Origin of the sequence: Algoriphagus sp. AGSA1 (genome assembly GCF_021390545.1) — a bacterium.
GTDB lineage: Bacteria > Bacteroidota > Bacteroidia > Cytophagales > Cyclobacteriaceae > Algoriphagus.
This window is the reverse complement of sequence record NZ_JAJUWR010000028.1, coordinates 67,229-91,456: the sequence shown is the minus strand read 5'-3', so window position 1 is coordinate 91,456 and position 24,228 is coordinate 67,229. Positions and strand designations below refer to the sequence as shown.

Sequence of the window (24,228 nt, the reverse complement as noted above, 5' to 3'; positions counted from 1 at the left end):
ATTCAATGCAAAAATCAAGGCATTCAGGGCTCAGTTCAGAGGTGTCACCAACATTGAATTCTTCCTGTTCAGACTATCAAATATCTATGCTTAAAATAACCAGCTCCCCAGCTATTCCGGCTGATCCGGGCTCTGTCCCTGACCCAGAGATACCCGAGCCGGTAGAGCCTGCCTCTTTGCGGCCAGATATGTGCTTCAAAAAATGACTTCATTTACTGCGATAATGCATGGGATTGACAAATGTTACAGTTAGTGTGAAAAAAGATAGATATTTTTAATTCACCTTGTTTAATAGAGGAAGTAAAGATTGTCAACTGTTTAAGGTTTTGGCTGTGCGGGATGGCCGGCGTAAATTGCTTCTAAATTACAGATGGAAATAGTATGCATGCCGACTATTTATTAATTTGCATACCGGCGTTCAAAAAATGATTCAGTTTCTTGCATTAAAGAAATCTCAACACTAAATGGATAGAGGATATACAAACGAGAAAAAAGGAGGGGGGATTGTTCTGGTTTTTGGTTCAGAATATGGAATTGTGTCCTCAGTGAAATCTTTGAGCCCTTTGTGGTTCGATATGGGCATAAAAAAAGCCATGAAGACATTCATGGCTTGTGGTGATAAGTGGACTCGAACCACCGACTCACGGATTTTCAGTCCGATGCTCTACCAACTGAGCTATATCACCTTGTTTGTAAAGTGATGCAAAGGTAGGTATTTGGATATTTGAAGCAAGCCATTTTAGAAAAAAATATTGATTAAAACCCGAAAAACACGCTAATAACGTCACTATGAGCTTTTTACCACAACTTATATTTTTGATCATTTTGATAGCTACAGGCTTCTTTTTGATCAGACGAGTCAGAGTCCTGCGTAGAAATATTCTTTTGGGTAAGCCCGAAGCGCGTAATGACCAGCCGGGCAAGCGATGGAAGGCTATGCTGTTGGTGGCATTTGGTCAGCAAAAGATGTTCAAGCGATTTATTCCGGCATTTCTGCACTTCTTTGTATATGTGGGATTTTTGGTGATCAATCTCGAAGTGCTGGAGTTTGTCGTGGATGGAGTTATAGGGGGCCATAGATTATTTGCCCCTTTTCTGGGAGGCGCCTATGTGGTGGCGATGAATATTTTTGAGTTTCTGGCAGTGACGGTTCTTTTATCCTGTGTGGTTTTTTTGGTTCGCAGAAATGTGGTGAAGGTGCCTAGGTTAGCCCAGCCTGATTTGAAAGGCTGGCCGGCGATGGATGCCAATATAATTTTGGTGATAGAAATTGTGCTAATGATTGCTATCCTCACGATGAATGCGGCAGATCAGATATTGGCCTCAAGAGGCGTGGGTAATTACATCACAGTAGATAGTCTTTTCTTCAGCGGACTTGTACGCCCCGTTTTTGAGCAGATGAGTTCGGGATTCCTGGTGTTCCTGGAGCGGGCGGCATGGTGGTTTCACATCGTAGGGATATTGGCTTTTGCTATTTATGTGACTTATTCTAAGCATTTACATATCTTCTTGGCTTTCCCCAATACTTGGTATACTCGATTGAAGCCTAAGGGACAGATGGAAAACATGCCGGCGGTCACTAATGAAGTAAATATGATGCTGGGTATACCATCTGAAGCTCCCACTGATGCCCCTATGGAGATAGCTAGGTTTGGAGCAAAAGATATCAATGACTTGAGCTGGATCAATATTATGAATGCTTTTTCCTGTACGGAATGCGGAAGATGTACTGCGGAGTGCCCTGCAAACATTACAGGGAAGAAGCTCTCCCCGAGAAAAATCATGATGGATGTGCGGGATAGAGCAGAGGAAGTGGGCAAAAGTCTGGATGTTGGGGGAAAAGGCCTAGAAGATGGCAAGTCTCTTTTGGGAGACTATATTACCAAAGAAGAACTGAATGCCTGTACCAGTTGCAATGCATGTGTGGAAGCCTGCCCTGTGAATATTGATCCTCTGGCCATTATTTTGGAGATGAGAAGGTATGTGGCAATGGAAGAATCCGGAACCCCGGCACAATGGAATGCCATGTTCCAAAATATGGAAACCAGTTTCTCCCCATGGAAATTCAGCCCTCAGGATAGGTTCAATTGGGCGGAGAAAGTGAAAGAAGAAGATATAAAGTGATCAGTTATCAGTGGTCAGTCTCAGTTTTCAGTAGGCTGAATAAGTAAAAAATGCTATGAGGTTCAGATTTCAGGGAAAAAATCAATTATGACGATGGCCTCGTAAATCCAATATCGTAAATCGTAATTCTAAATCATGTCAACATATAAAGTACCAACTATGGCCGAGCTGGCCGGTAAAGGAGAAAGCCCTGAAGTATTGTTTTGGGTGGGATGTGCAGGCTCGTTTGATGATAGATATAAAGCCGTAACCCAGGCCTTTGTGAAAATCCTGAATAAAGTGGGAGTAAGCTTTGCCGTGCTGGGCCCCGAAGAAGCCTGTACCGGTGATCCGGCCAGGCGCGCAGGCAACGAATTCCTCTTTCAGATGCAGGCAGTCGCGAATATTCAGGTGATGAATGGGTATAACATCAAAAAAGTAGTCACTGCTTGTCCTCACTGCTTCAATACCATTAAAAACGAATACCCGGCTTTAGGTGGAACTTACGAAGTCATTCACCACTCCCAATTCCTCCAACAACTCATAAATGAAGGGAAAGTAGCCCTGAAAGGTGGAGGTGAATTTAAGGGCAAGAAGATTACTTTTCACGATTCCTGTTATTTGGGAAGGGCAAATAACGTGTACGAAGCTCCCCGGGAAGTCATCAAAGCACTGGATGTGGAACTGGTGGAAATGAAGCGGTGCAAGACCAAAGGCCTCTGCTGTGGTGCAGGTGGGGCGCAGATGTTCAAAGAACCAGAGCCGGGAAAAAAAGACATCAACGTGGAGCGCACGGAAGAAGCCTTGGCCACAGGGGCAAGCGCCATAGCGGTGGGCTGCCCTTTCTGTCTTACTATGATGACAGATGGTGTGAAAAACAAGGAGAAGGAGGCAGAAGTAAAGGTGTATGACTTGGCAGAGATGATTGCCAAAGACATGGGCATTTGATGTTTATCCGTTGAATCAATTTGACCCTTTTTGCCGTTAGGTAGAAAGGGTTTTTCTTTGCCATAAAGTATCAATAAACTATGTACGTCGAATTTAAAGATTTGCCAGACGATTCCCGTGTTTGGATTTACCAGTCAGAGCGCCAATTTTCGGAAAACGAAAAGGATCTGATCACCAAAAAACTATCCGCATTCTGCCAGTCGTGGAATACGCATGGCAACAGTATGCCTACATCTTTTAAGATATTGGGTGCCCACGTGATACTATTAGCCGTGGATGAATCAGGTTTGGGAGCTAGCGGGTGCTCTATAGATAGCTCGGTAAGAATGCTCCGGGAGTTGGAAAATGAACTGGGGACCAACATTACGGATCAGGGGAAAGTCACTTTCAGGTCCGATTCGGGAAAAATCAACGTAACTTCAGCACTAGGGATCAAGTCAAAAGTCACTTCAGGGGAGATAGATTCGCAGACGCTGGTGATCAATCCCTTGGTGAAAAGCAAAAAAGACTTGGATAGTGTGTGGATTTTAGCAGGGAATAGCTGGATGAATCGATACTTTCCAAATTAATTTAGTAATATTCAGAATAGATCGTCAATTACCCTTTCACATGAAAAACCATTTTTTGTGGATTTGTCTTCTACTCCTGGTGGGAGTGAGCTCATGCAAAAGCCTTCAGGAAAAAGGAAACGACCAGTTTCTTTCTGGGCAATACCAGTATGCCATCAATACCTTTTCCCAGATTTTAGCTGAGGATCCCGACAACAGGGAAGCAAATCAGGTCGTGGCTGAGAGTTACAGGCTTTCCAACAGAATAGAAAATGCCGCTCCGTATTATCAAAAACTGATAGAAGAGGAGCCTACTTTCGAAAGTTATTACCGGCTAGGATTGAGTCTGAAGGCCCTGGATAAGAAAGATGAAGCTAGAGAGGCTTTTGAAAAGGCCAAGGACTATACACAGGATGAGTCTTACCTGGCAGAAACTCAGCGGCAGTTGGAATCCATCAAATTATCCCAAGGTATAGAGAATTACTGGCCAAATCATGTGTTGGCGAATTTCAAAGACCTCAATACTGCTGGCCCTGATTATGCACCTGTGATCAGTGAGGATTTTCTGTATTTCACTTCAGGCCGTCAGGCAAGTGGGATTTATCCTGCAGATGGATCTCCCTATACCAAATTGTTCCGCGCCAGAGCTGAAGGGCTGCGCGTAGATGTCAGTGGGGCCCAAGCGCTGCCGGAGTTTAAAAATGAAGAAGGTCTCAATCAGGCTGCAATAGCCATCAGCCCTGACGGGAATACCATTATTTATGCCAGAGGCAATTCTACATCCGACAAAGATCTACCTGAAACAGCTCTATTTGCATCCTACTTTCGGGGTGGAGGTTTTACCCAACCGATCTGGCTACCGGTGAACGAGGACGAAACCTGGTGGAATTCCACCCCAGCTTTCAGTCCTGATGGAAATGAGCTTTACTTTGCCTCAAATCGTCCGGGAGGATATGGTGGGATCGATCTGTACAAAGCGACAAGATTGGCTAATTCTGACTTTGGTAATCCGGTCAACTTAGGGCCGACTATCAATACTCCCGGAAATGAGTTGTTTCCAAGACCTATGGCTGATGGGAAGTTGTTCTTTTCTTCTGACGGGCACCCGGGATTTGGCAAGCTGGATCTTTTTGTAGCGGAAAATGACGAATCCGGAACTAAAGTAATCCGGAATCTTGGAGAGAACTTTAACAGCATAAATGATGATTTTGGCATCTTCTTTACGGAGTATCCAAAAGCAGGCTTTATATCTTCCAACCGGGAAGGCGGAGTAGGTGATGATGATATCTATTTCTTTGAGGACAAAACCCCTAAACCGAAAATCATCAATGTATTGCTGAACGTATATACCAAGCAGCGGGTAGCGGGAGAAGATGATGCAGTATTGGAGCAGACCAGGGTAGTGCTATACGACAGTCTTAATAAACAAGCCGGAGGTGATTTCTCCAATTCCAATGGGAGGGTTCGGTTCACACTTGCCCCCGATGCCGACTTTTCTATAATCGCATCAAAAACTGGCTATTTCTCTAAGTCTATAACATACACCACCAGAGGCAAAACCCCTGATGTATCCACGTTGGTTCAGGATGTCACGAACATTACCTTGGATACTACTATAGTCTTGGACCAGCTGGTTTTGGATAGATCTATAGTTTTGGAAAATATCTATTACGATCTGGATAAGGCGGAAATCAGGCCTGATGCGGCGCTAGAGCTTGATAAACTGGTACAGATACTGAAGGATAATCCTTCAATCAGAATAGAACTCAGTTCCCATACCGATGATAGATCATCTGATGCATATAATCAGGATCTGTCGCAGCGAAGAGCACAGTCTGCAGTGGATTACATCGTGTCACAGGGGATCTCCGCAGATAGATTAGTTGCCAAAGGATATGGCGAAAGCCAGTTGATCATAGAGAATGCTACTACAGAAGAGGAGCATCAGGTAAACAGAAGGACTGAATTTAAGGTGATAGAGATTCAGGAATAGAAGAAGCTGTATAAATATAGATCAAGGGCCTAGACAATATCATTTGCATAGGCCCTTTTTTTGTTTCTTCAAGGTGTGTGTATTAAACTTCAAGGGGTCAGAGCCTATTCCTCTGCTGATTTACAGCTGTTTATTGGACAGTTGATTTGGAGCTTGTTTTAAGTTTATTCACAACATCTTCCACAATCATCCCTGCGTGTACCACACTGTTTTCGATAAAGAACTCTCGCGTATTCAATCCTCCGCAGACTACTCCCGCAAGATAAACCCCTGGTACATTCGACTCGTGGCTTAGCTCGTTGTACTGAGGTTGGCATTTCCCGTCTTCACTCAGTTTTACACCCAGTTGATTCAATAATCCGAAGTTCGGTTTATATCCCGTCATGGCCAATACAAAGTCATTTTCTATCGTCACGTCTCCATCTGGAGTGTCGATGACCACTTCGTGCTTTCGGATTTCCTTTAGTTTTGACTTCGTAAAAGCTTTAATTGATCCTTCTTTGATGCGATTGACAATGTCCGGTCGCACCCAGTATTTTACGGCCTGATCTACTTCTTCGTCAAGTAAGATCATCGTGACTTCGGCACCTTTTCTCCAAGTCTCCAGTGCGGCATCTACTGCAGAATTGGCTCCGCCCACTACTACAATTTTTTGGTTGATAAAAGGCCAAGGCTCCTTATAGTAATGATGGACTTTGGGCAAGTCTTCTCCTGGGATATTCATGAGGTTGGGCAAATCATAGAAACCTGTCGCCATGGCGATATTCCTAGCAAGGTATTCTCCCTTTGAAGTATTGACTTGGAACAAATCGTCTTTTTTCTCTAGCGTGTTCACTGCTTCATAGAGCTTGACATTTAAGCCGAAGTGAGTGAATACCCGGCGGTAATATTCCAATGCTTCGGTACGGTTTGGCTTGTTGCCTATAGACATAAACGGTATCCCTGCCACTTCCAGTCGGTCTGAAGTAGAAAAAAAAGTCATGTTGATCGGGTAATTGTAGATAGAATTGGTCAGTGCGCCCTTTTCAACAATGACATAGTCCAACGCTGCTTTTTTTGCTTCTACTCCACAGGCAAGGCCTATAGGGCCGCCGCCGACGATCAGCAAATCGTATATTTTATTTGACATTTGGTTTTAGGTTTGATCGAGATGAAATTGGTATTCTATATCCCTGTAGATCTCAGATTTCCATTCGTAACTTCTTTGCTTGAGCTCAACTAGCCCAGTTGTATGTTGAACCAGGGCGATTGCCGAAACCGTTCCATAATTGCCCTGCATTCTTATTAATTGTGCTGAGAGGGCAGTTTCCATGTCCAATGGGACTCCAGTGTCTGGGAGCTTTTCCGGAGGATAGGTTTTTGTTGACTTTAGAATATCCAGTAGGTCATCGGTAGAAAAGTCTTTTTCGATCAATTTCATCAATTGGGTTTTGGCCAGTTTTACCTTAGGCCAAGGATCGTCAATGAGGGCATTGCTCAGACCGTAAATCCCAGGTGCGATTTCCCTGATGTCAGATGAATAATTACTGAGATAAAAAAGCTTTTCTCCATCGCTCACCAGAAGATTAAAACCATCGTATTGATCTTGGGATTTTTGTATTCCAAGCAAATATTCTTCAGGTGAAATATGGCTTTCCAGCCAGGCCTGTACCAGTTTTCCCCTGCTGATATGGGCATTTCTTGGGTTTTTGAAATCTCTGTAATTGGTTAGTAGTGACCAGCGACCGTTAGGGTGATACCCCATCCAGGTGCCACCGCTGCGGAGATCTTTTCCGCCATAAAAGCCACTTTGCCACTGATGGATCTCTTGAGAGGGGCGTTCATAAAATTCATCACGATTTGCACTGATGATGAGGGGGTATTTAGGATGGCTCTGCCACGATAATGCTACAAGACACATGGGATAAAAATAAGTAAAAGGCCGGGAATTCCGGCCCGGAAGATTGTCCTACTTAAGATTTCTTCATAGGAGGGTAATCGGTATAGCCTTTCTCCCCTGGAGTATAGTAGGTTTCTTTGTCAGGCTGGGCAAGTTCTGCACCTGATTCAAAACGCTCTACCAGATCAGGATTAGCAATGTAAAGAGTAGCATAAGCCACAGCATCGGCATCTCCCTCTTCGATTATTTTATTGCCTTTTGCTTGATCAAAACCTCCGTTGGCTACCAAGGTTCCTTTATAAAGTGGTCTAAAATGTTTGGCTACCTCGGTAACCAGATATGGTATATCAGAGACATCTGAAAAAGGCTCTGAAAGGTGGAGGTATGCCAGGTCATAGGAATTGAGTTTTTCGACGATGTACTCAAAGGTTGGGATAGTGTTCTCGTCTGCAGTCATACCAAATACGCCGTGCAGAGAAGGATTTAACCTTATGCCAATCTTTTGCTCTGGCATCACTTCCTTGAGGGCATCGATGATTTCGAATAGGATTTTGGCTCTGTTTTCAATCGACCCCCCATATTCATCTCTTCTTGTATTGCTGGTGGCATTGAAAAATTGATGAAGAAGGTAGCCGTTGGAGCTGTGGATTTCAACACCGTCGAAACCTGCTCCCATGGCATTTTTCCCCCCATTTTTAAAATCCTGGACGGTTTTCTTGATTTCTTCCCGGGTCATTTCTTTAGGTGTGACTGTTTCTTTAAAGCCTTCCGGGGTAAATGATTTTTCATTCGGGTTAATGGCTGAAGGTGCCAGAGGTAAGTTTCCGTTATGAAAGTCGGGATGGGATATCCTGCCCACGTGCCAAAGTTGGATAAAAATCTTTCCGCCTTTATCATGGACGGCTTTTGTCACCCCTTTCCAGCCTTCCACTTGGGCGTCTGAATATATGCCCGGTGTGTTTATATAGCCTACTCCTTCTTGTGATATTTGGGATCCTTCAGTAATTATCAAGCCAGAAGATGCCCGTTGAGCATAGTATTTCTCGTGGATTCCAAAAGGTTTATTTGCCGGGTTGTCCGCACGGCTTCTTGTCATTGGAGCCATCCATATCCTGTTTTTTAGTTCTAATCCCCCGGGAAGTGTGATGGGAGTAAGAAGCATTTGATTGTCATTCATGATAGTAGTTGGTTTTTTTAAAAATTCAATGTCTATACAACTAATTTTATTTACACATAGTTCCGCTTGCTATATGGTGAACGGTCCTTATGCCTTTGATTATCCTATCAAAACCTTTCCAAAATTTGGAGATGACCATTTCATAAGTGATGAATCTTTATTTTAACCCTGTTTTTTCCGGTTAAGCCAATTTTTCTATTTTTTCAACTGTCTGTAAGTAACTGTAAAATAGTGATTTAACACTTTTTAATACGATTAATGTCGTAGATGTTTTGAACTTACGATTCTCTTCGTATATATTTGTACGAAAGCAATCGTATATATGCTATGAATAAGCCTACCGAATCAGAATTAGAAATACTTTCCCTACTGTGGGAAATGAAAGAAGCTAGTGTTCGCCAGATTCATGAGCGACTGGCAGAGACTAAAGACACAGGTTATACTACCACGCTGAAAACAATGCAAAACATGCATGTCAAAGGATTGGTAAACCGAAACGAGGAGCAACGCACACATATATATAGCCCCTTGACCAGTCAGAAGGAGACACAGAAGTCTTTGTTGAAAAATCTGGTTTCTACTGCTTTTGGCGGCTCGGCCCAGCAGCTGGTGCTTCATGCCTTGGGAGAAGAAAAACCTTCCAAAGTGGAGTTAGATGAAATTCGCGCATTTTTGGATCAACTAGAACATACGAAATAATGGATCTTTTGAACGATTGGATTCCTGAGAGCTTCCTTTACGCCATGGGGTGGACGCTCGTACACTCATTTTGGCAGTTGGTTTTAATAGGAGCCGCCCTGTGGCTTCTGCTAAAAATTTTCCATAAAAAGAGCCCAACATTCAAGCATAACCTTTCTCTGGGTGGTTTAGTACTGAGTTTTCTAATTGCGGTATCCACTTTTTTCTTTGAGTTATCCAGCTTTAGACCAACTCCTTTATTGGAGCGGATAGCATTCGATGAAGTGGTTTTTGCTGACGCACAGGCTTCGGCATCTTTAGGAGCGGGAGGGATGATCGATATGCTTATCAGCTGGATAGAACTCCAGCTACCCGTCTTGGTAAACTTTTGGTTCGTGGGTGCATTACTTTTTCTTTTCCGACTGTTCAATAGTCTCTCTGAGGTCAGAACATTGAGAAAATCATCTTCAGATCCTCAGGACTTCCAACTGGAGAAAATGATGTATCGCATGATGGGAAAAATGAACATTTCCAAAAAGGTGGATCTTCGAGTGACTTCCTATGGAGTGTCTCCTATTACTTTCGGCTATTTCAAACCTATTGTTCTTATTCCCGCTGGTCTGATTTTTCAGCTCAGTCCAGTTCAGTTGGAAGCCATCATTGCCCATGAGTTAGCTCATGTGAAGCGAAACGATTACCTCATCAACCTTCTCCAGTCGTTGCTCGAAGTACTGTTTTTCTACCATCCATGTTATTGGTGGATGAATCAGACGGTGAAAGAGTTGAGAGAAAATGCTGCGGATGATGCGGCTGTAAAAGCTGGGATTTCACCTCGTGAACTGGCTTTTGGTTTAGCAGAGGTGTTGAACTTTGCAAAACAAAATCCTCCTGAGTTGGCCTTGGCGGCTTCCGCAAAACGAAACCCTACGCTTCAGCGAATCAAAAGAATACTGGGGCATCCCGCCCAGACATATCCTCAAAACCCTATTATATCTATCCCTATGTTACTTACTCTCTTATTAAGCGCTGGCCTGATGGCTACAGCACAACAGGACGTTTCGGTGTCCGTAGAACAGGAAATACCAGTTTCAGTGAATGTGACTGCCGAGGTCAATCCGGTTGCTGAGGTGGAAGAAAATGTTGAGTCAAGAATTGAAGTCAATAGCAACGTCAATATAAGTGCCTCGATAGATACCATTATCAGCAAAGTCGATACAGTTATTTCGGTTAAGAAAGACAAGTCATTTGTCTATAGCCATAATGGAGAAACCATCATCCTAGATAATATGCCGGAGCTGGAGCTGACTCCTATGCCTCCTTTTCCTGTCGAAGCTATGGCCCCTGTGATGGATTTTCAGATGGCTCCCATGCCACCAATGGATTTTCAGATGGCTCCGATAATAGATATTGACATGGGCTTCATACCGGTGATGGACTTTGATATGGGAACTATGCCGGTGATGGATTTTATGGTTTCACCTCCGGTTTTTGAATTTGGCGGGAATTTATTTTCTCCAAAGGACACCGTGAATATGTCCAAATCCGAAAGAGAGCAATGGGTAAAGGAGATGGAGAAAAGAGCTGAAGCATATGCGGCAAAAATGGAAGACTGGGAGCGTGCCATGAAGCCTAAGCTGGAAGCTTATGAGAAAAAGATGGCTGAGTGGCAGAAGGCATATGAACCGAAAATGGAAGCTTTTGACAAAAGAATGGCCGAATGGCAAAAAGCTTACGAGCCAAAAATGAAGGAGTTTGAGAAAAAGATGGAGGAGTGGCAGAAAGCTAATGAGCCAAGGATGAAAGAATTTGAGGCCAAAATGAAGGCTTGGCAAGATTCAAACGAGCCAAAAATGAAGGCTTATGAGGAGAAAATAAAGGCCTGGGAAAAAGAGATGAAGCCAAAGATGGAGGAGTATCAGCAAAAAATGGAGATCTGGCAAAAAGAAAATGCCGCCAAGATTGAAGAATATCAGAAAAAACTGGAGCAGGAATTAAAGAAAAAGGAAGATAATAAGTAGCGAGAATCTTTATTGCCCAGATGAATTAAATAATTGTGTGTTAGTACTTTAAAAACACCTGTCTGCTGGACAGGTGTTTTTTTATACTTCGATAGAAGTTGTTGACCATTTCCTGAGGCAAAGCTAGTGTCTATTTTCATCAAGTTGCTTTAAATTCCTTATGAAGAGAGTAATAGTGGTTTTTTAACTGTAGAGGAGACCTCTACTTAGGGATGAGCGCTTTTAGATCATCGAGCGTATTGGCATCCTCGATTTTTTTATCCTTTCTCCAACGAAGTATGCGGGGGAACCGTACGGCTACCCCACTTTTATGACGACTGGAAAAGGCTATCCCCTCAAAGGCCAGCTCGAATACAAGAGAGGGTTTTACACTTCGGACTGGGCCAAACCGTTCAAGCGTTGTCCGTTTGATTATGTTGTCCACTTGAGCAAACTCCTTGTCAGTAAGCCCTGAGTACGCTTTTGCAAAGGTGACCAACTCCATTTTTCCCTCTGCATTAAGCTGCCATAGCCCAAACGTATAGTCTGTGAAAAGATTTGTCCTTCTCCCGTGCCCGCGCATGGCATAGGTAAGTACTGCATCAATGGTCAGCGGTTCGATTTTCCATTTCCACCAATCCCCCTTTTTTCGTCCCACCTGGTAAGGTGCTGACTTCTTTTTTAGCATCAAGCCTTCGCTGCGTTTTTCTCTGGACAATTCCCGTTCGGCAATAGCTTCATCCCAGGAGGTGAAGTTCATTTGATCCGAAAGCTGTAGTGAAGGGCGGTTTGTTCCGCTCACCAGTTCTTCAAGGAGAAGCCTTCTGTCTTGGTAGGGCATTTCTCGGATATCTTTTCCCTGATACTCCAGAATGTCATATGCTTTGAAGATTACCGGGACTTTTGCCAGTATAGATTTGCTCACATTCTTTCTCCCTATGCGGGATTGTAGATCATTAAAGAGGCCTATCTGACCATCAATATATGGCAATATCTCTCCGTCGATGACTATGCCCAAGGGAAGAAAATTGACTAAATCGGCAATCTCTGGATATTTGTCTGTCACTAATTCTTCCCCCCTTGACCAGACGAAAATTTCACCTTTCCGACAGATAATCTGCCCCCGGATGCCATCCCATTTATGTTCTGCGGCCCATTGAGTAACTTCTCCTAATTCATGGACATTGCATTCTAAAGCGTATGCCAGATAAAAAGGATAGGGTTTGGAGACATAGGCTTGCTCATTTCTTCCAAATATCAATTCTTCGAAAGTAGTTTCTTCAGTGTTCCAGTTGCCCATCAGTCTATAGGCAAGTTCATCTTCTGGCACTGAGGTGACTCGGGAAAGTGCTTTGGTCATTAACTTCTGGCTAATCCCAATACGGAAGGATCCTGTCAGTAATTTGGTAAACACAAACCTCGAATAATAATCCAGCTGCATCCACATGTGTTGCACATACTTTTTCTTTTCTAGATCTGGCTTTGGTTTTAAGAGAATCAGTTCTTCAAGGATTTCACTCAATGATTTGTTGCAGGTATGCTGATCATTCGGCACCACAAGAGCAATAGATTCTGCCAAGTCTCCCACGATATGGTAACTTTCTTCAAAAAGCCACAGGGGAATCTGTGCGAGTTCTGCAGCGTAAGTCCGCAGGAGAGTTGTGTTTACTGGTCGTGGAGGGCGTCTGTGTGAGAGAATGGCAATTGTCCAAAGCTTATCCTGCTCTTCAGCCTGGGCAAAGTAATCTGCCAATGCGCCTACTTTTTGGTTGGTTTTATTGGTTCCATCCAGCTTTTCGATTAGTTGGGCAAACTGTTTCATGTTGCTTGTTCGGGGTCTAGAGTGGATGCATCTTCCTTTTCACCTTCATAAAGGGTGTTTTCAACACTTGCGTCATATCCAAGTTCACATAGGTATCGACTGAAGATATCTGTGTATCCATGGGTACAGATCACCCTGCTGGCATTACTGGCTTTGATGCTGTGGAGTAGGCCTTGCCAATCACAATGGTCTGAAAGAACAAATCCTTTATCGGTAGCCCTTCTGGCTCTGGCACCTCTAAAAGCCATCCAGCCACTACACGTTCCGGTTTCAAAGGGAACCATTTTACGAATCCAAGGAGAGCCATGGGCACTGGGAGGCGCTATCACTATATTTCCTCTGATCTCCTTTGCAATTGTGTCTTTGGTGATAAGGGTTGTCTTCGGCATATCCACCAAGGGCCGGATCACCTCCGTCATATTTTCCACAGCTCCATGTGTGAATATTTTTCCTACAGATGGATCTAAGTGCTTGAGAAGTCGCTGAGCTTTGCCCAGTGTGTATCCCAATAGGACTGAGGTTTTCCCTTCTTCCTTATTACGCTGGCACCATTCATTGATGTCATCAAACACGGTGGTCTGGGATTTCCATTTAAAAGCAGGAAGCCCAAAGGTGCATTCGGTAATCATCGTATGGCATTGAATAGATTCATAAGGAGTGCAAACCCCGTCATTTTCTGTTTTGTAATCACCTGTGAATACCCATACTTCATCCTTATAGGCTACCCTTACCTGGGAGGAACCTACAATATGTCCGGCAGGATGAAGGCTGAATGTCACACCATTGATCTGGAAAGGCTCATTCCAAGCTATTCCTTGCACATTGATATCCCCTAGTCTGTGTCGTATTATGGGTATGTTGCTGTGATGGGTGAGGTAAAATTTATTTCCAAGCCGGGAATGGTCAGAATGTCCATGCGTGATAATTGCACGCTTAACCGGTTTCCACGGATCGATATAAATTTCAGCTTGTGGACAATAAATGCCCTTGGAATTAAAGACCAATAGATCGGAAGTCGCCATCTGAGTGTGGTTAGTATTTAAAAACTCTGGAACTCAACGATTGTTCCGCTTACCCGAAGGTGTCTCCTGAGATGATAGGGTTTTTTAGTTTAAGGTGACTCAGGGTTTGTGAGACTGGATCTTTAGGATTCGGACAGAAATCTATTCCTCACTTACTTTTTTGTACCACTCATTTATACGATAAATTCTTCTCAAATCCTGAATTTGATTCCCCAACTTGGTTCTTTTTGTCTAGCCTGATTTCTTGTAAAATGCCTCTTATAGCTATAAACGAGGCTTTTTTTGAGGTAATTAAGTTTAGCATTAATTGTGGATACACAGTAGCTATAATCAATTATTTAATATAACCACAAAATGTAGAAATCATGAGCGCATTCGAAGATAAAGTAAAAGGAAACTGGAACGAGATCAAGGGTAAATTAAAGCAACAATACGGTGATTTGACTGAAGATGATTTGACTTACAGCGAAGGACAATCCGATGAACTTCTAGGTAAAATCCAGAAGAAAACGGGTAAATCAAAAGAGGAAGTAAAGTCATTCATAGACAAATTATGATCTAAGTTGGATTGTTTCCAAGAGCTAAGGCGTTCCCTGACAGGGGATGCCTTTTTTTAGTTTAAAAGAATAGGTAATATTCAGTTTTCGGAGAATTTTTTTGCCTGCTCAGTAGGATGCGGGATTCTTCTCCACTTGGTGATCGTAGTCCGGATTTGTGTGGGAAATCGCCCCACGTTCTCTTGTCCCCTACTGCGTCCTCGTTATGAAATTTTAAAATCAGCCCGAAAAATGGCTGAAATGCCTTGTTTTGCCCCAATTTGGGGAATATCTAACCTCTTTCTAATCAATAAAATACCTCCAAAAAAATCAAGGATTTTTTCGATTATCTATTGGGATGCAATAAAGATTTGCCTACTTTTAAGTGAAAGTGGGAATTTGTGGAGTAAAGTGGTAGAAAGTGGAAAGCATTTTGTTACTTTTGTCTTTACTATAAACGCATCATCATAAAGAGTACAAGAATTTATGTTCAGAAGTCAATACGATTGCAAGCTAGATCCCAAAGGGCGTCTGGTGTTGCCGGCCAAGATAAAGGCGGCAATACCAGAGGCTAATGGGACTACGCTTATGCTTCGGATGGCTGAAGATAGATGTTTGGCCCTTTACCCCATGGTGGAATACAAAAAACTTGAAAATAAAATCAAGGCACTTTCCATCCATAATCCTGAACAGAGGTTGCTGCAACGCTCCTTTTTCAATTCTGTAGTGGATGTGGAGTTGGATAGTACGGGGAGATTGCTGATCCCAAAGGTCTATCAGGCCTATGCGGGACTTGAGAAAGAGGTGGTGGTAGTAGGTAACGGTGGGCGGATAGAGTTCTGGAGCCAAGAAAACTATAGTAAGAATATAATAGTAGATCCTGCAGATCTATCCGGTCTGATGGAGAAGCATCTCATATAATCTCATGGCAGAGTCTATTTACCATATCCCAGTGATGCTAGCCGAATGCACTGAAGGCTTGTCTATTGATCCAGATGGGATCTATGTAGATGTGACTTTTGGTGGGGGTGGGCATTCTAGGGAGATTCTGAAATACCTGGATAAAGGGCATTTATACGCCTTTGATCAGGATGTGGATGCTGAGGCCAATATTCCTTCGAGTGACAACTTTACCTTCATAGCTGCCAATTTCCGGGATTTGAAAAAATACCTCAGGCTTCATGGGGTGAAGAAGGTGGATGGTGTATTGGCGGATTTGGGTATTTCGTCCCATCAGATCGATGAGCCCACTCGGGGTTTTTCTACACGCTTTAGCGGTAGCCTGGATATGAGAATGAACCAGTCGGCAGATCTGTCGGCCAAAGAAATATTGAACACCTATGATGAAGGTAGGCTTCACAAGATATTCGGGATGTATGGTGAGGTGAAAAATGCCAAGACGCTGGCGCAGGCTGTAGTCGCTGAAAGGGCATCGCAGCAGTTTGGAACCACGGAGGGATTTACGTCTTTTCTGAAAAGATATGCTCCCAGAGGGAAAGACTTTAAATATTATGCGCAAGTCTTTCAGGCGTTGAGAATAGAAGTGAATGACGAAATGGGGGCTTTGGAGGAGATGCTGCTGGCGGCAGTAGATGTGTTAAAGCCTGAAGGCAGGCTTGTGGTGATGAGCTACCACAGTCTGGAAGACCGTCTGGTGAAAAACCTCATGGTCAAAGGAAGGTTTCAGGGTGAGGTGGAAAAAGATTTCTACGGGAATCTAATTCGTCCCTTGGTACCTATAAGCAGAGGTGCTGTGGTGGCAAATGCTGAAGAAATCGCATCCAATCCACGAGCTAGAAGTGCCAAACTCAGAATAGCGAAGAAGACAGAGGTATGAGTACAAACACATTTAGAAAAAAGATAAAGTCAGGGAACAGGCCAAAAGGAGGCCCGAGGAAATCCGTTTTTACCTGGATAGAGGAGAAGCTGGATATTACCGGGCTCTTGGGTGAGGGGGTTCCTGTACAATTGGTTCCGCCGGTTGGTTTTGTGGCATTATTGGCTCTGATCTATATATGGAGTAATCACCGGGCAGAGAATATGGTCCGAAAGATCGACAAGGTACAACAGGAAGTGGAAGATCTTCGTGCCGATGTCACTACGCTGGAAGCGGAATACATGCTGAGTAGCATGCAGTCAGAAGTGGCTAAGAAAGTCGCGGCTCTGGAAATATATGAACTCAATCAGCCACCTATAAAAATCGAAATCGAAAAGTGAATTTCAAGCGATCCATATTGCTCAGGGTACGGGTGGTTTTCATACTGATAGCACTGTGCTCAGCCGCTATTCCGTATAAAATCACCAAGTTACAGATGGCGGATGGGGACATATGGCGTGAAAAAGCTGAGACGATCAATTTTCAGTACCGTGAGGTGCCTGCCACACGTGGGAATATCTATGCGGCTGACGGGAGTTTGCTGGCAACTAGCCTGCCTTTTTATAGGGTAGCGCTGGATCCTACCATTGTCAAAACCGATGTGTATAAGTCTGGGGTTGATTCTTTGGCCGAGTTGCTCTCGGCATATTATAAGGATAAATCGGCAGCGGCATATAAGAGAATGATAAATGATGCAAGGCTGGAGAACAAGCGCTATTTGGTACTGAACAGAAAGCAGATCGGTTATCAGGGGATGCAGGAAATGTCCACCTGGCCGATTTTCAGAGAAGGAAGGCTGGGAGGTGGAGTGATTTTCGAAAAAGTAGAAAAGAGATATAGGCCTTTCAATTCCCTTGCCAGCAGAACTGTTGGCTTTTTGAATGAGGATGCTTACGGTGCAGGCATAGAGTATAGTTTCAATGAGTACCTACAAGGGCAAGATGGAAAGGCGCTTTTCCAACGATTGGTAGGCGGGACATGGAAGCCTGTTTTTGATGCGGAAGACGTAAAACCCGAAAATGGCTACGATGTCACGACTACGCTTGATGTGAATATTCAGGACGTGGCAGAAACTGCTTTGAGGAGACAGTTGACTGATAGGGATGCCGAATTTGGTTCGGTGATCGTCATGGAGGTGAAAACAGGGCAGATCAAAGCCATTGCCAATTTGCAAAGGAATACCAGCGGAAATGGCTATGGGGAAAACTACAATTTTGCGATAGGTGATCAGGGGAATACGGAACCAGGATCCACATTCAAGCTGCTTTCTATGCTGGCGCTGCTGGAAGAAAATAAGGTTACGCTAGAGGAGACGATAGAGACAGGAAATGGTGCGCACAAATTTTATAATCAAGTGATGCGGGATGCCAAAAATGGTGGCTTTGGCACCTTGACTATACGGGAGGCTTTCGAAAAGTCCTCCAATGTGGCAATTTCCAAGTTGGTGGATGAGCACTTTGGCTCCAGTCCTTCCAAGTTCATGGCTTACGTAGATAAAGTAGGTTTGAGAGAGCCCTTTGGGTTTCAGCTGGTGGGTGAAGGTAAGCCATATTTCAAAAAGCCTGGGGCAAAGGACTGGTATGGCACCACGCTTCCATGGATATCCATTGGCTATGAGGTAAAGCTTAATCCGCTTCACACACTTGCTCTTTACAATGCGGTGGCAAATGATGGGAAAATGATGAAGCCATACATCGTGAAGTCAGTTTCCCGAGGCAATATCATTAAAGAAGAATACGGGCCTGAGGTAGTGAGGAAACAAATAGCTTCAGAAAAAACCATTAAAAACCTTCAGGGTCTGTTGGAAGGAGTAGTAGCACAAGGGACGGCTAGAAACATCGCCAATGCGGATTATAAAATTGCAGGGAAGACAGGCACTGCACAGAAGCTGGTCAACGGAAAATATACCAAAAAGTACTACACCAGTTTTGCGGGATATTTTCCTGCGGACAATCCCAAATACTCTATGGTAGTGGTGATCGATAGCCCTACAGGCTTTGCTGCCTACGGGGGAGATGTGTCAGCGCCGGTTTTCAAGGAAATCGCAGATAAAATATATTCGCTTGACCTTGAATTGAACCCGGACAATCAACAGGAAATATTTAGAGCGGAAACGGAAATTGAACATATGCCTTATGTCAAAGCTGGCAAGGCAGAAGAGCTTCAGGGAATATTCCGGAAGCTCGGACTGAATGCTTCCGCTGCGAACCCTGAGGAATGGGTGAAGGTGGTGTCCCATGATGCCAGCGTGGAAATGAGTGTCAATGACACCGATAAGGCATTGGTTCCGGATGTGTCTGGATTATCGCTCAGGGACGCGCTTTTTATCCTTGAAAACAAGGGGTTGAAGGTGAATTATTCAGGCAAGGGCAGGGTGAAAGGGCAGTCCATTGCTCCTGGAGCAAAACTAACCCCCAACGCAACGATTAATCTGGTATTAGGATAAATGAAAGTACTGAAGGACATATTATATAAAGTATCTCTAACCTCTACTACCGGTGATATGGAGGTGGAGGTGAAGGATATTGTCTTTGATAGCCGGCAGGTGAAGGAAGGAAGTGCTTTCGTGGCCATCAAAGGTACGCAGGTGGACGGACATGAGTTTATTGAGAAGGCAATTGAATTGGGAGCCCAAAGTGTTGTCTGTGAACGGTTGCCGGAGAAGCTTCTGGATGGAGTCACTTATGTAGAGGTAGTGAATTCTGCACGTGCATTAGGAGTCATGGCAAGCAACTACTTTGACAATCCTTCTAAAACAATCAAAGTAGTTGCGATTACAGGAACCAATGGCAAGACGACTACAGCCACACTTTTGCATCAGTTGTTTATGCGGATGGGCTATAGTACCGGCTTACTTTCCACTGTAGAGAATAAAATCAATGAAACAGTAATCCACGCCACACACACCACACCGGATGCGGTGAGTGTGCAGGCATTGCTACGCAAAATGCTGGATGAAGGATGTACACACTGTTTCATGGAAGCAAGTTCTCACGCTATAGTTCAGGAGAGAATAGCGGGATTGAACTTAGCTGGTGCTGTATTTACCAATATCTCACACGACCATCTGGATTATCACGGCACGTTTGACGAATATATCAAAGCCAAGAAAAAGTTGTTTGATGAGCTTCCAAAGGAGGCCTTTGCGCTGGTAAACGGTGATGATAAGCGGGCAGCGGTAATGCTTCAAAATTGCAAGGCCTCGCATCGGACATTTGCTTTGAAATCTCCGGCAGACTTCAAAGCGAAAATCATCTCCAATACATTGGAGGGGCTAGAGCTGGATATCAACGGAAAGCAGATCTGGTTCAGGATGATAGGTGCGTTCAATGCCTACAATCTCTTGGGGGTTCTGGGAGTGACCGTGTTATTGGGAGAGGAGGAAGACGAAGTCTTGCGGGAGCTGTCTGGGATTCGAGGAGCCAAAGGGAGGTTTGATAGAGTTTCTATCGCTGGTATTACAGCTATTATTGATTATGCACATACGCCGGATGCCTTGGATAATGTGCTCAAAACTATCAACGGGGCAAGGACAGGCGGTGAGCGACTGATCACAGTGGTAGGATGTGGAGGAAACAGGGATAAGAGCAAGAGACCTGTGATGGCAAAAATTGCCGTGCAGGAAAGCGATAAGGCCATACTTACTTCCGACAATCCCCGCTTCGAAGAGCCTTCGGAAATACTGAACGATATGCAGGCGGGTGTAGGCCCATCTGAGCTCAGAAAAACCTTGACCATAGTGGACCGCAGAGAGGCAATCAAGACTGCCTGTATGCTTTCACAGAAAGGTGATATCATCCTGATTGCCGGCAAAGGGCATGAGGATTATCAGGAAATCAAAGGGGTGAAGCACCACTTTGATGATACTGAAGTAGTAACAGAGTTTTTACAACAATTGACACAAGACTGAGATGTTATATCCTGTTTTTGATTATTTGGACAAAGTGCTTGACATTCCTGGAATGGGAGTGTTTCAGTACATTTCGTTCCGCGCCGGGATGGCATCGCTGTTTTCATTGATAATTACCATTTCTTTTGGTCATAAAATCATCGCTTGGATCCGAAGACAACAAATCGGGGAGACGGTAAGAGATCTGGGACTGGACGGGCAGAACGAAAAGAAAGGAACCCCTACGATGGGTGGCTTGATGATTATGGCTGCGATTCTGATCCCTACTTTGCTTTTTGCGGATCTGAACAATATCTATATCATACTTCTGCTTATCACCACCGTATGGTTGGGGACGATAGGCTTTATCGATGATTACATAAAGGTTTTCAGGAAAAATAAGGAAGGCTTAGCAGGTAAATTTAAAATAGTAGGTCAGATAGGTATTGGAATTATAGTAGGATCTACGCTCTATTTTCATGAGAGTGTGGTTATCCGTGAATTCCAGAATCCGGTTTCTATCGAAGAGGGAGTGGTGGAAACGCCTGCCTTTCGTGATGTGAAGGTGGCCAAAACCACCATTCCATTCACTAAAAACAATGAGCTGAACTACGAGTCTTTGCTTGGTTTTATGGGTGAAGCCATGACGCCTGTCTTCTACATTTTCATAGTGACATTTATCATCACAGCTGTTTCTAATGGGGCAAATATCACAGATGGAATTGATGGACTGGCAGCTGGAACATCAGCTATTATAGGTCTGACTATTGCGATTTTCGCATACCTCAGCGGCAATGCCATATTCTCCTCTTACCTCAATATCATGTATATCCCCAATTCAGGGGAGCTTGTGATTTTTGCCTCGGCATTTATAGGAGCATGCGTGGGATTCCTGTGGTACAATGCGTACCCGGCACAGGTGTTTATGGGAGATACGGGAAGTTTGATGCTGGGTGGGGTAATAGCCGTTTTGGCTTTGACTCTTCGAAAAGAATTATTGATACCAGTGATGTGTGGCGTGTTTGTGATCGAGAATCTAAGCGTAATGCTCCAGGTGGGGTACTTCAAATATACCCGGAAGAAATACGGTGAAGGCAGGAGGATATTCCTTATGTCTCCACTACACCATCATTACCAAAAGAAAAATATACCTGAAGCCAAAATTGTAACACGGTTTTGGATTGTGGGGATTTTGCTTGCAGTAGTCACATTGGCGACTTTGAAATTGAGATAGAACAATGAAAGGATTGGCTATTCTTGGTGCGGGAGAAAGTGGATTGGGAGCAGCTATGCTTGCCAGAGGGAAAGGCTATGCCGTTTTTGTTTCGGATGCAGGACAAATATCCTCCGGTAGAAAATCCGAAATGCAACGCTTGCAAATTGATTTTGAGGAAGGAGAACATACTTCTGATAAAATACTTTCGGCCGACATGATCATCAAAAGTCCGGGCATACCGCCGAAGTCAGATTTATTGCTTAAAGCAGCACAGAAAGGTATTCCGGTTATTGATGAGTTGGAATTTGCATTTGGCCACAGTAAAGGAAAAGTGATTGCCATCACTGGGACAAATGGTAAAACGACCACCACCTTGCTCACTTATCACTTGATGAGAGAAGCAGGATTGGATGTGGGACTGGCAGGAAATGTAGGTCAAAGCTGGGCCGCTCAATTGGCGGTAGGCGATCATGAATGGTGGGTAATTGAGTGCAGCAGTTTTCAGATTGATGGCTTTGTGGATTTCAAACCTGCCGTAGCCATCCTGACGAATATCACTCCAGATCACCTGGATCGATATGATTACAAAATTGACAATTACATAAATTCCAAATTCGGGATTTTCAAGAATATGACTTCAGATGACAAGGCAATTCTTTTCGCTGATGATGCCTTGACAAAACAAGGTCTGAAGAACAATACCATTGGTGCTGGCACGCTGTGGGTTTCAACCCTGGCAGTACAGAAGTCCGGAGCATGGACAGATGGAGAGCACTTGAGTTTTGCAGTTGCTGGAGACTCTGTGCAGGTTCCTGTTCATTCCCTTTCTATCCAGGGAAAACATAATCTGCTGAATGCCATGTGTGCAGGTACTGCAGCTTTGATAGCAGGAGTGAAAGAGGTGGAGTTGGTGCTTGGTTTCCAAACCTTCAAAAACGCCCCGCACCGCATGGAGCTGATCAGAGAAGTGGATGGAGTGAAATTCATCAACGACAGCAAAGGTACCAACGTGGAAGCTACCGCTTATGCTTTGGCAAGCTATGCCAATGAATTGATCTGGATCGCCGGAGGAGTGGATAAAGGAAATGATTACTCCGTGCTCTTGCCTTTGACTAAAAATGTAAAATCACTGATATGTCTGGGCAAAGACAATGAAAAACTAAAGGCAGCTTTTGTGGCGGAGATAGATGATATCAGAGAAACGCAGCATATAGCAGAAGCAGTAAACTGGGGGCAAGAACTTGGAGAGTCCGGAGATGTGGTCTTGCTATCTCCAGCCTGTGCAAGTTTTGACCTGTTCAAAAATTATGAGGATCGCGGAACTCAGTTTCGCGAGGCAGTAGAGAACCTTAAACCTAAAGCTATCGCATGAATCAGTTTAAAGCATGGATAGACAGGAATTTCAAAGGCGACCCTATTATTTGGGGGATTGTAATTCTATTGTCTTTATTCAGCATTCTGGTGGTGTATTCTGCCACGGGATCTTTGGCTCACAAGTATGCGGGAGGCAATACGGAAATCTACCTGATCAAGCATTCCATGTTGATTTTGGTATCCCTCCTTGTAATGTGGTTCGCCCATAAAATCCCGTACAGAAAGTATGCTATGTACGCCAAGCTTGGTGTACTGATCTCAATTCCCTTGTTGGTGGTGACCTATATGTTTGGCTCAAATATCAATGAGGCAAACCGCTGGATTACAATTCCGGTGATCAACCAGGCATTTCAGCCTTCTGATTTGGCCAAACTTTCCCTAATAGCTGCGATTGCTCTCATGCTTGCGAAGAGGCAGAAGAATATTTCTGATTTCAAAAACACTTTCGTCCCAATCATTATTGCAGTTGGTATGATTTGCGGGCTGATAGCAATGGCCAATTTCTCTACCGCAATTTTGCTTCTGATGACCTGTCTATTGATCATGTTTATCGGTAGGGTGCCGGTGAAATATATAGGAATTGTCCTTTTGGTGGGTGTTTTGGGACTGACAGTGGCGGGATTTACAGGACAGCGTGGAGGAACATTGATCTCTAGGGTAGAGGCATTCTTTAACGAAGAAGAAATACCCTTTCAGGCGGAGCAATCCTATATAGCCATTGCCACGGGAGGAATAGGGGGCAAAGGCCCGGGTAATTCTGAGCAGAGGAATTCACTTCCTCATCCCTATTCGGATTTTATCTATGCCATTATAATTGAAGAATATGGCCTTATAGGTGGTTTCTCAGTACTCTTTCTCTATCTGGCACTGCTGTATAGAGGAATGCGCATCGTAGCTAACTCCAATAAGGCTTTTGGTGGATTGCTATCAGCAGGTTTGAGTTTCGCTCTTGTGATCCAGGCTTTGGTGAACATGGCCGTAGCGGTGGGTCTAGGGCCTATCACAGGTCTGCCTCTTCCGCTATTGAGCATGGGAGGGACCTCATTGGTGTTTACGGGGATTTCCCTTGGAATTATACTCTCTGTCAGTCGTGGGGATCATCAGGATGAATCTCAGGCCAGCAACTCAACTATAGGAAATAGAACAAGACTTAAAACAGCATAACTATTA

At 44.0% G+C, this 24,228-nt stretch carries 20 protein-coding genes and 1 tRNA gene; 15 read left to right on the top strand and 6 right to left on the bottom strand.

The genetic code is table 11. From position 1 onward, the window contains the following. Positions 1–613 precede the first annotated feature (613 nt). Positions 614–686: transfer RNA gene (locus tag LZF95_RS20065), tRNA-Phe, on the bottom strand. A gap of 103 nt (positions 687–789) precedes the next feature. Here LZF95_RS20065 and LZF95_RS20060 point away from each other — a divergent pair. The 4 genes from LZF95_RS20060 to LZF95_RS27700 all read left to right on the top strand — a co-directional run bounded on the left by LZF95_RS20060 (position 790) and on the right by LZF95_RS27700 (position 5,592). After that, positions 790–2,124: a 4Fe-4S dicluster domain-containing protein gene (locus LZF95_RS20060; protein ID WP_233756875.1), complete on the top strand. Its 1,335-nt coding sequence runs from the start codon at positions 790–792 to the stop codon at positions 2,122–2,124. A gap of 135 nt (positions 2,125–2,259) precedes the next feature. After that, positions 2,260–3,051: a (Fe-S)-binding protein gene (locus tag LZF95_RS20055; protein ID WP_233756874.1), complete on the top strand. Its 792-nt coding sequence runs from the start codon at positions 2,260–2,262 to the stop codon at positions 3,049–3,051. Positions 3,052–3,131: 80 nt separating this feature from the next. Continuing rightward, on the top strand, positions 3,132–3,620 hold the full coding sequence (locus LZF95_RS20050) for a hypothetical protein (protein WP_233756873.1): 489 nt from the start codon (positions 3,132–3,134) through the stop codon (positions 3,618–3,620). A gap of 40 nt (positions 3,621–3,660) precedes the next feature. Then, on the top strand, positions 3,661–5,592 hold the full coding sequence (locus tag LZF95_RS27700) for an OmpA family protein (protein ID WP_233756872.1): 1,932 nt from the start codon (positions 3,661–3,663) through the stop codon (positions 5,590–5,592). Between the two features lie 130 nt (positions 5,593–5,722). Here LZF95_RS27700 and LZF95_RS20040 read toward each other — a convergent pair whose 3' ends face one another. The 3 genes from LZF95_RS20040 to LZF95_RS20030 are packed head-to-tail and all read right to left on the bottom strand — an operon-like array spanning position 5,723 to position 8,648. Then, positions 5,723–6,721 carry a YpdA family putative bacillithiol disulfide reductase gene (locus LZF95_RS20040; RefSeq protein ID WP_233756871.1) on the bottom strand — a complete coding sequence of 333 codons (999 nt, stop codon included), beginning with the start codon at positions 6,719–6,721 and terminating at the stop codon, positions 5,723–5,725. Positions 6,722–6,727: 6 nt separating this feature from the next. Next, a complete protein-coding gene (locus tag LZF95_RS20035; RefSeq protein ID WP_233756870.1) occupies positions 6,728–7,492 on the bottom strand; it encodes an NRDE family protein in 765 nt (254 codons plus the stop codon). Between the two features lie 52 nt (positions 7,493–7,544). Next, positions 7,545–8,648, bottom strand: a complete 1,104-nt coding sequence (locus tag LZF95_RS20030; RefSeq protein WP_233756869.1) for an alkene reductase — start codon at positions 8,646–8,648, stop codon at positions 7,545–7,547. Positions 8,649–8,975: 327 nt separating this feature from the next. Here LZF95_RS20030 and LZF95_RS20025 point away from each other — a divergent pair, with 327 nt between their 5' ends. Further along, positions 8,976–9,347, top strand: coding sequence for a BlaI/MecI/CopY family transcriptional regulator (locus tag LZF95_RS20025; protein ID WP_233756868.1), 372 nt, complete (start codon positions 8,976–8,978; stop codon positions 9,345–9,347). After that, positions 9,347–11,344 carry a M56 family metallopeptidase gene (locus tag LZF95_RS20020; protein WP_233756867.1) on the top strand — a complete coding sequence of 666 codons (1,998 nt, stop codon included), beginning with the start codon at positions 9,347–9,349 and terminating at the stop codon, positions 11,342–11,344. The genes LZF95_RS20025 and LZF95_RS20020 overlap by 1 nt, the downstream gene beginning before the upstream one ends. 202 nt (positions 11,345–11,546) lie before the next feature. Here the strand turns inward: LZF95_RS20020 and LZF95_RS20015 are convergent, their stop codons facing one another. Further along, a complete protein-coding gene (locus LZF95_RS20015) occupies positions 11,547–13,145 on the bottom strand; it encodes an ATP-dependent DNA ligase (RefSeq protein ID WP_233756866.1) in 1,599 nt (532 codons plus the stop codon). Then, positions 13,142–14,167, bottom strand: a complete 1,026-nt coding sequence (locus tag LZF95_RS20010; RefSeq protein ID WP_233756864.1) for a ligase-associated DNA damage response exonuclease — start codon at positions 14,165–14,167, stop codon at positions 13,142–13,144. The genes LZF95_RS20015 and LZF95_RS20010 overlap by 4 nt, the downstream gene beginning before the upstream one ends. Positions 14,168–14,532: 365 nt before the next feature. Here LZF95_RS20010 and LZF95_RS20005 point away from each other — a divergent pair, with 365 nt between their 5' ends. From LZF95_RS20005 to LZF95_RS19965, 9 genes are all read left to right on the top strand, one after another. Then, positions 14,533–14,724 (top strand): CsbD family protein, encoded by a 192-nt coding sequence (locus LZF95_RS20005; RefSeq protein ID WP_233756863.1) that lies wholly within the window; start codon positions 14,533–14,535, stop codon positions 14,722–14,724. 465 nt (positions 14,725–15,189) lie between these two features. Continuing rightward, positions 15,190–15,624 carry a division/cell wall cluster transcriptional repressor MraZ gene (mraZ, locus tag LZF95_RS20000; protein ID WP_233756862.1) on the top strand — a complete coding sequence of 145 codons (435 nt, stop codon included), beginning with the start codon at positions 15,190–15,192 and terminating at the stop codon, positions 15,622–15,624. 4 nt (positions 15,625–15,628) lie between these two features. Then, entirely contained in the window at positions 15,629–16,540 is a 912-nt protein-coding gene (gene rsmH / locus LZF95_RS19995) for a 16S rRNA (cytosine(1402)-N(4))-methyltransferase RsmH (protein ID WP_233756860.1), read from the top strand. Further along, positions 16,537–16,920 (top strand): FtsL-like putative cell division protein, encoded by a 384-nt coding sequence (locus LZF95_RS19990; RefSeq protein ID WP_233756858.1) that lies wholly within the window; start codon positions 16,537–16,539, stop codon positions 16,918–16,920. Before rsmH ends, LZF95_RS19990 begins: the two co-directional genes overlap by 4 nt. Beyond that, positions 16,917–19,025: a penicillin-binding protein gene (locus LZF95_RS19985; protein ID WP_233756856.1), complete on the top strand. Its 2,109-nt coding sequence runs from the start codon at positions 16,917–16,919 to the stop codon at positions 19,023–19,025. The genes LZF95_RS19990 and LZF95_RS19985 overlap by 4 nt, the downstream gene beginning before the upstream one ends. Further along, entirely contained in the window at positions 19,026–20,489 is a 1,464-nt protein-coding gene (locus tag LZF95_RS19980) for a UDP-N-acetylmuramoyl-L-alanyl-D-glutamate--2,6-diaminopimelate ligase (protein ID WP_233756854.1), read from the top strand. A 1-nt stretch (position 20,490) separates the two neighbouring features. Beyond that, positions 20,491–21,702, top strand: coding sequence for a phospho-N-acetylmuramoyl-pentapeptide-transferase (gene mraY, locus LZF95_RS19975; RefSeq protein ID WP_233756853.1), 1,212 nt, complete (start codon positions 20,491–20,493; stop codon positions 21,700–21,702). Positions 21,703–21,706: 4 nt separating this feature from the next. Beyond that, positions 21,707–23,056, top strand: a complete 1,350-nt coding sequence (murD, locus tag LZF95_RS19970) for a UDP-N-acetylmuramoyl-L-alanine--D-glutamate ligase (protein WP_233756852.1) — start codon at positions 21,707–21,709, stop codon at positions 23,054–23,056. Further along, positions 23,053–24,222 (top strand): FtsW/RodA/SpoVE family cell cycle protein, encoded by a 1,170-nt coding sequence (locus LZF95_RS19965; RefSeq protein ID WP_233756850.1) that lies wholly within the window; start codon positions 23,053–23,055, stop codon positions 24,220–24,222. The genes murD and LZF95_RS19965 overlap by 4 nt, the downstream gene beginning before the upstream one ends. The last annotated feature ends 6 nt before the right edge of the window (positions 24,223–24,228 follow it).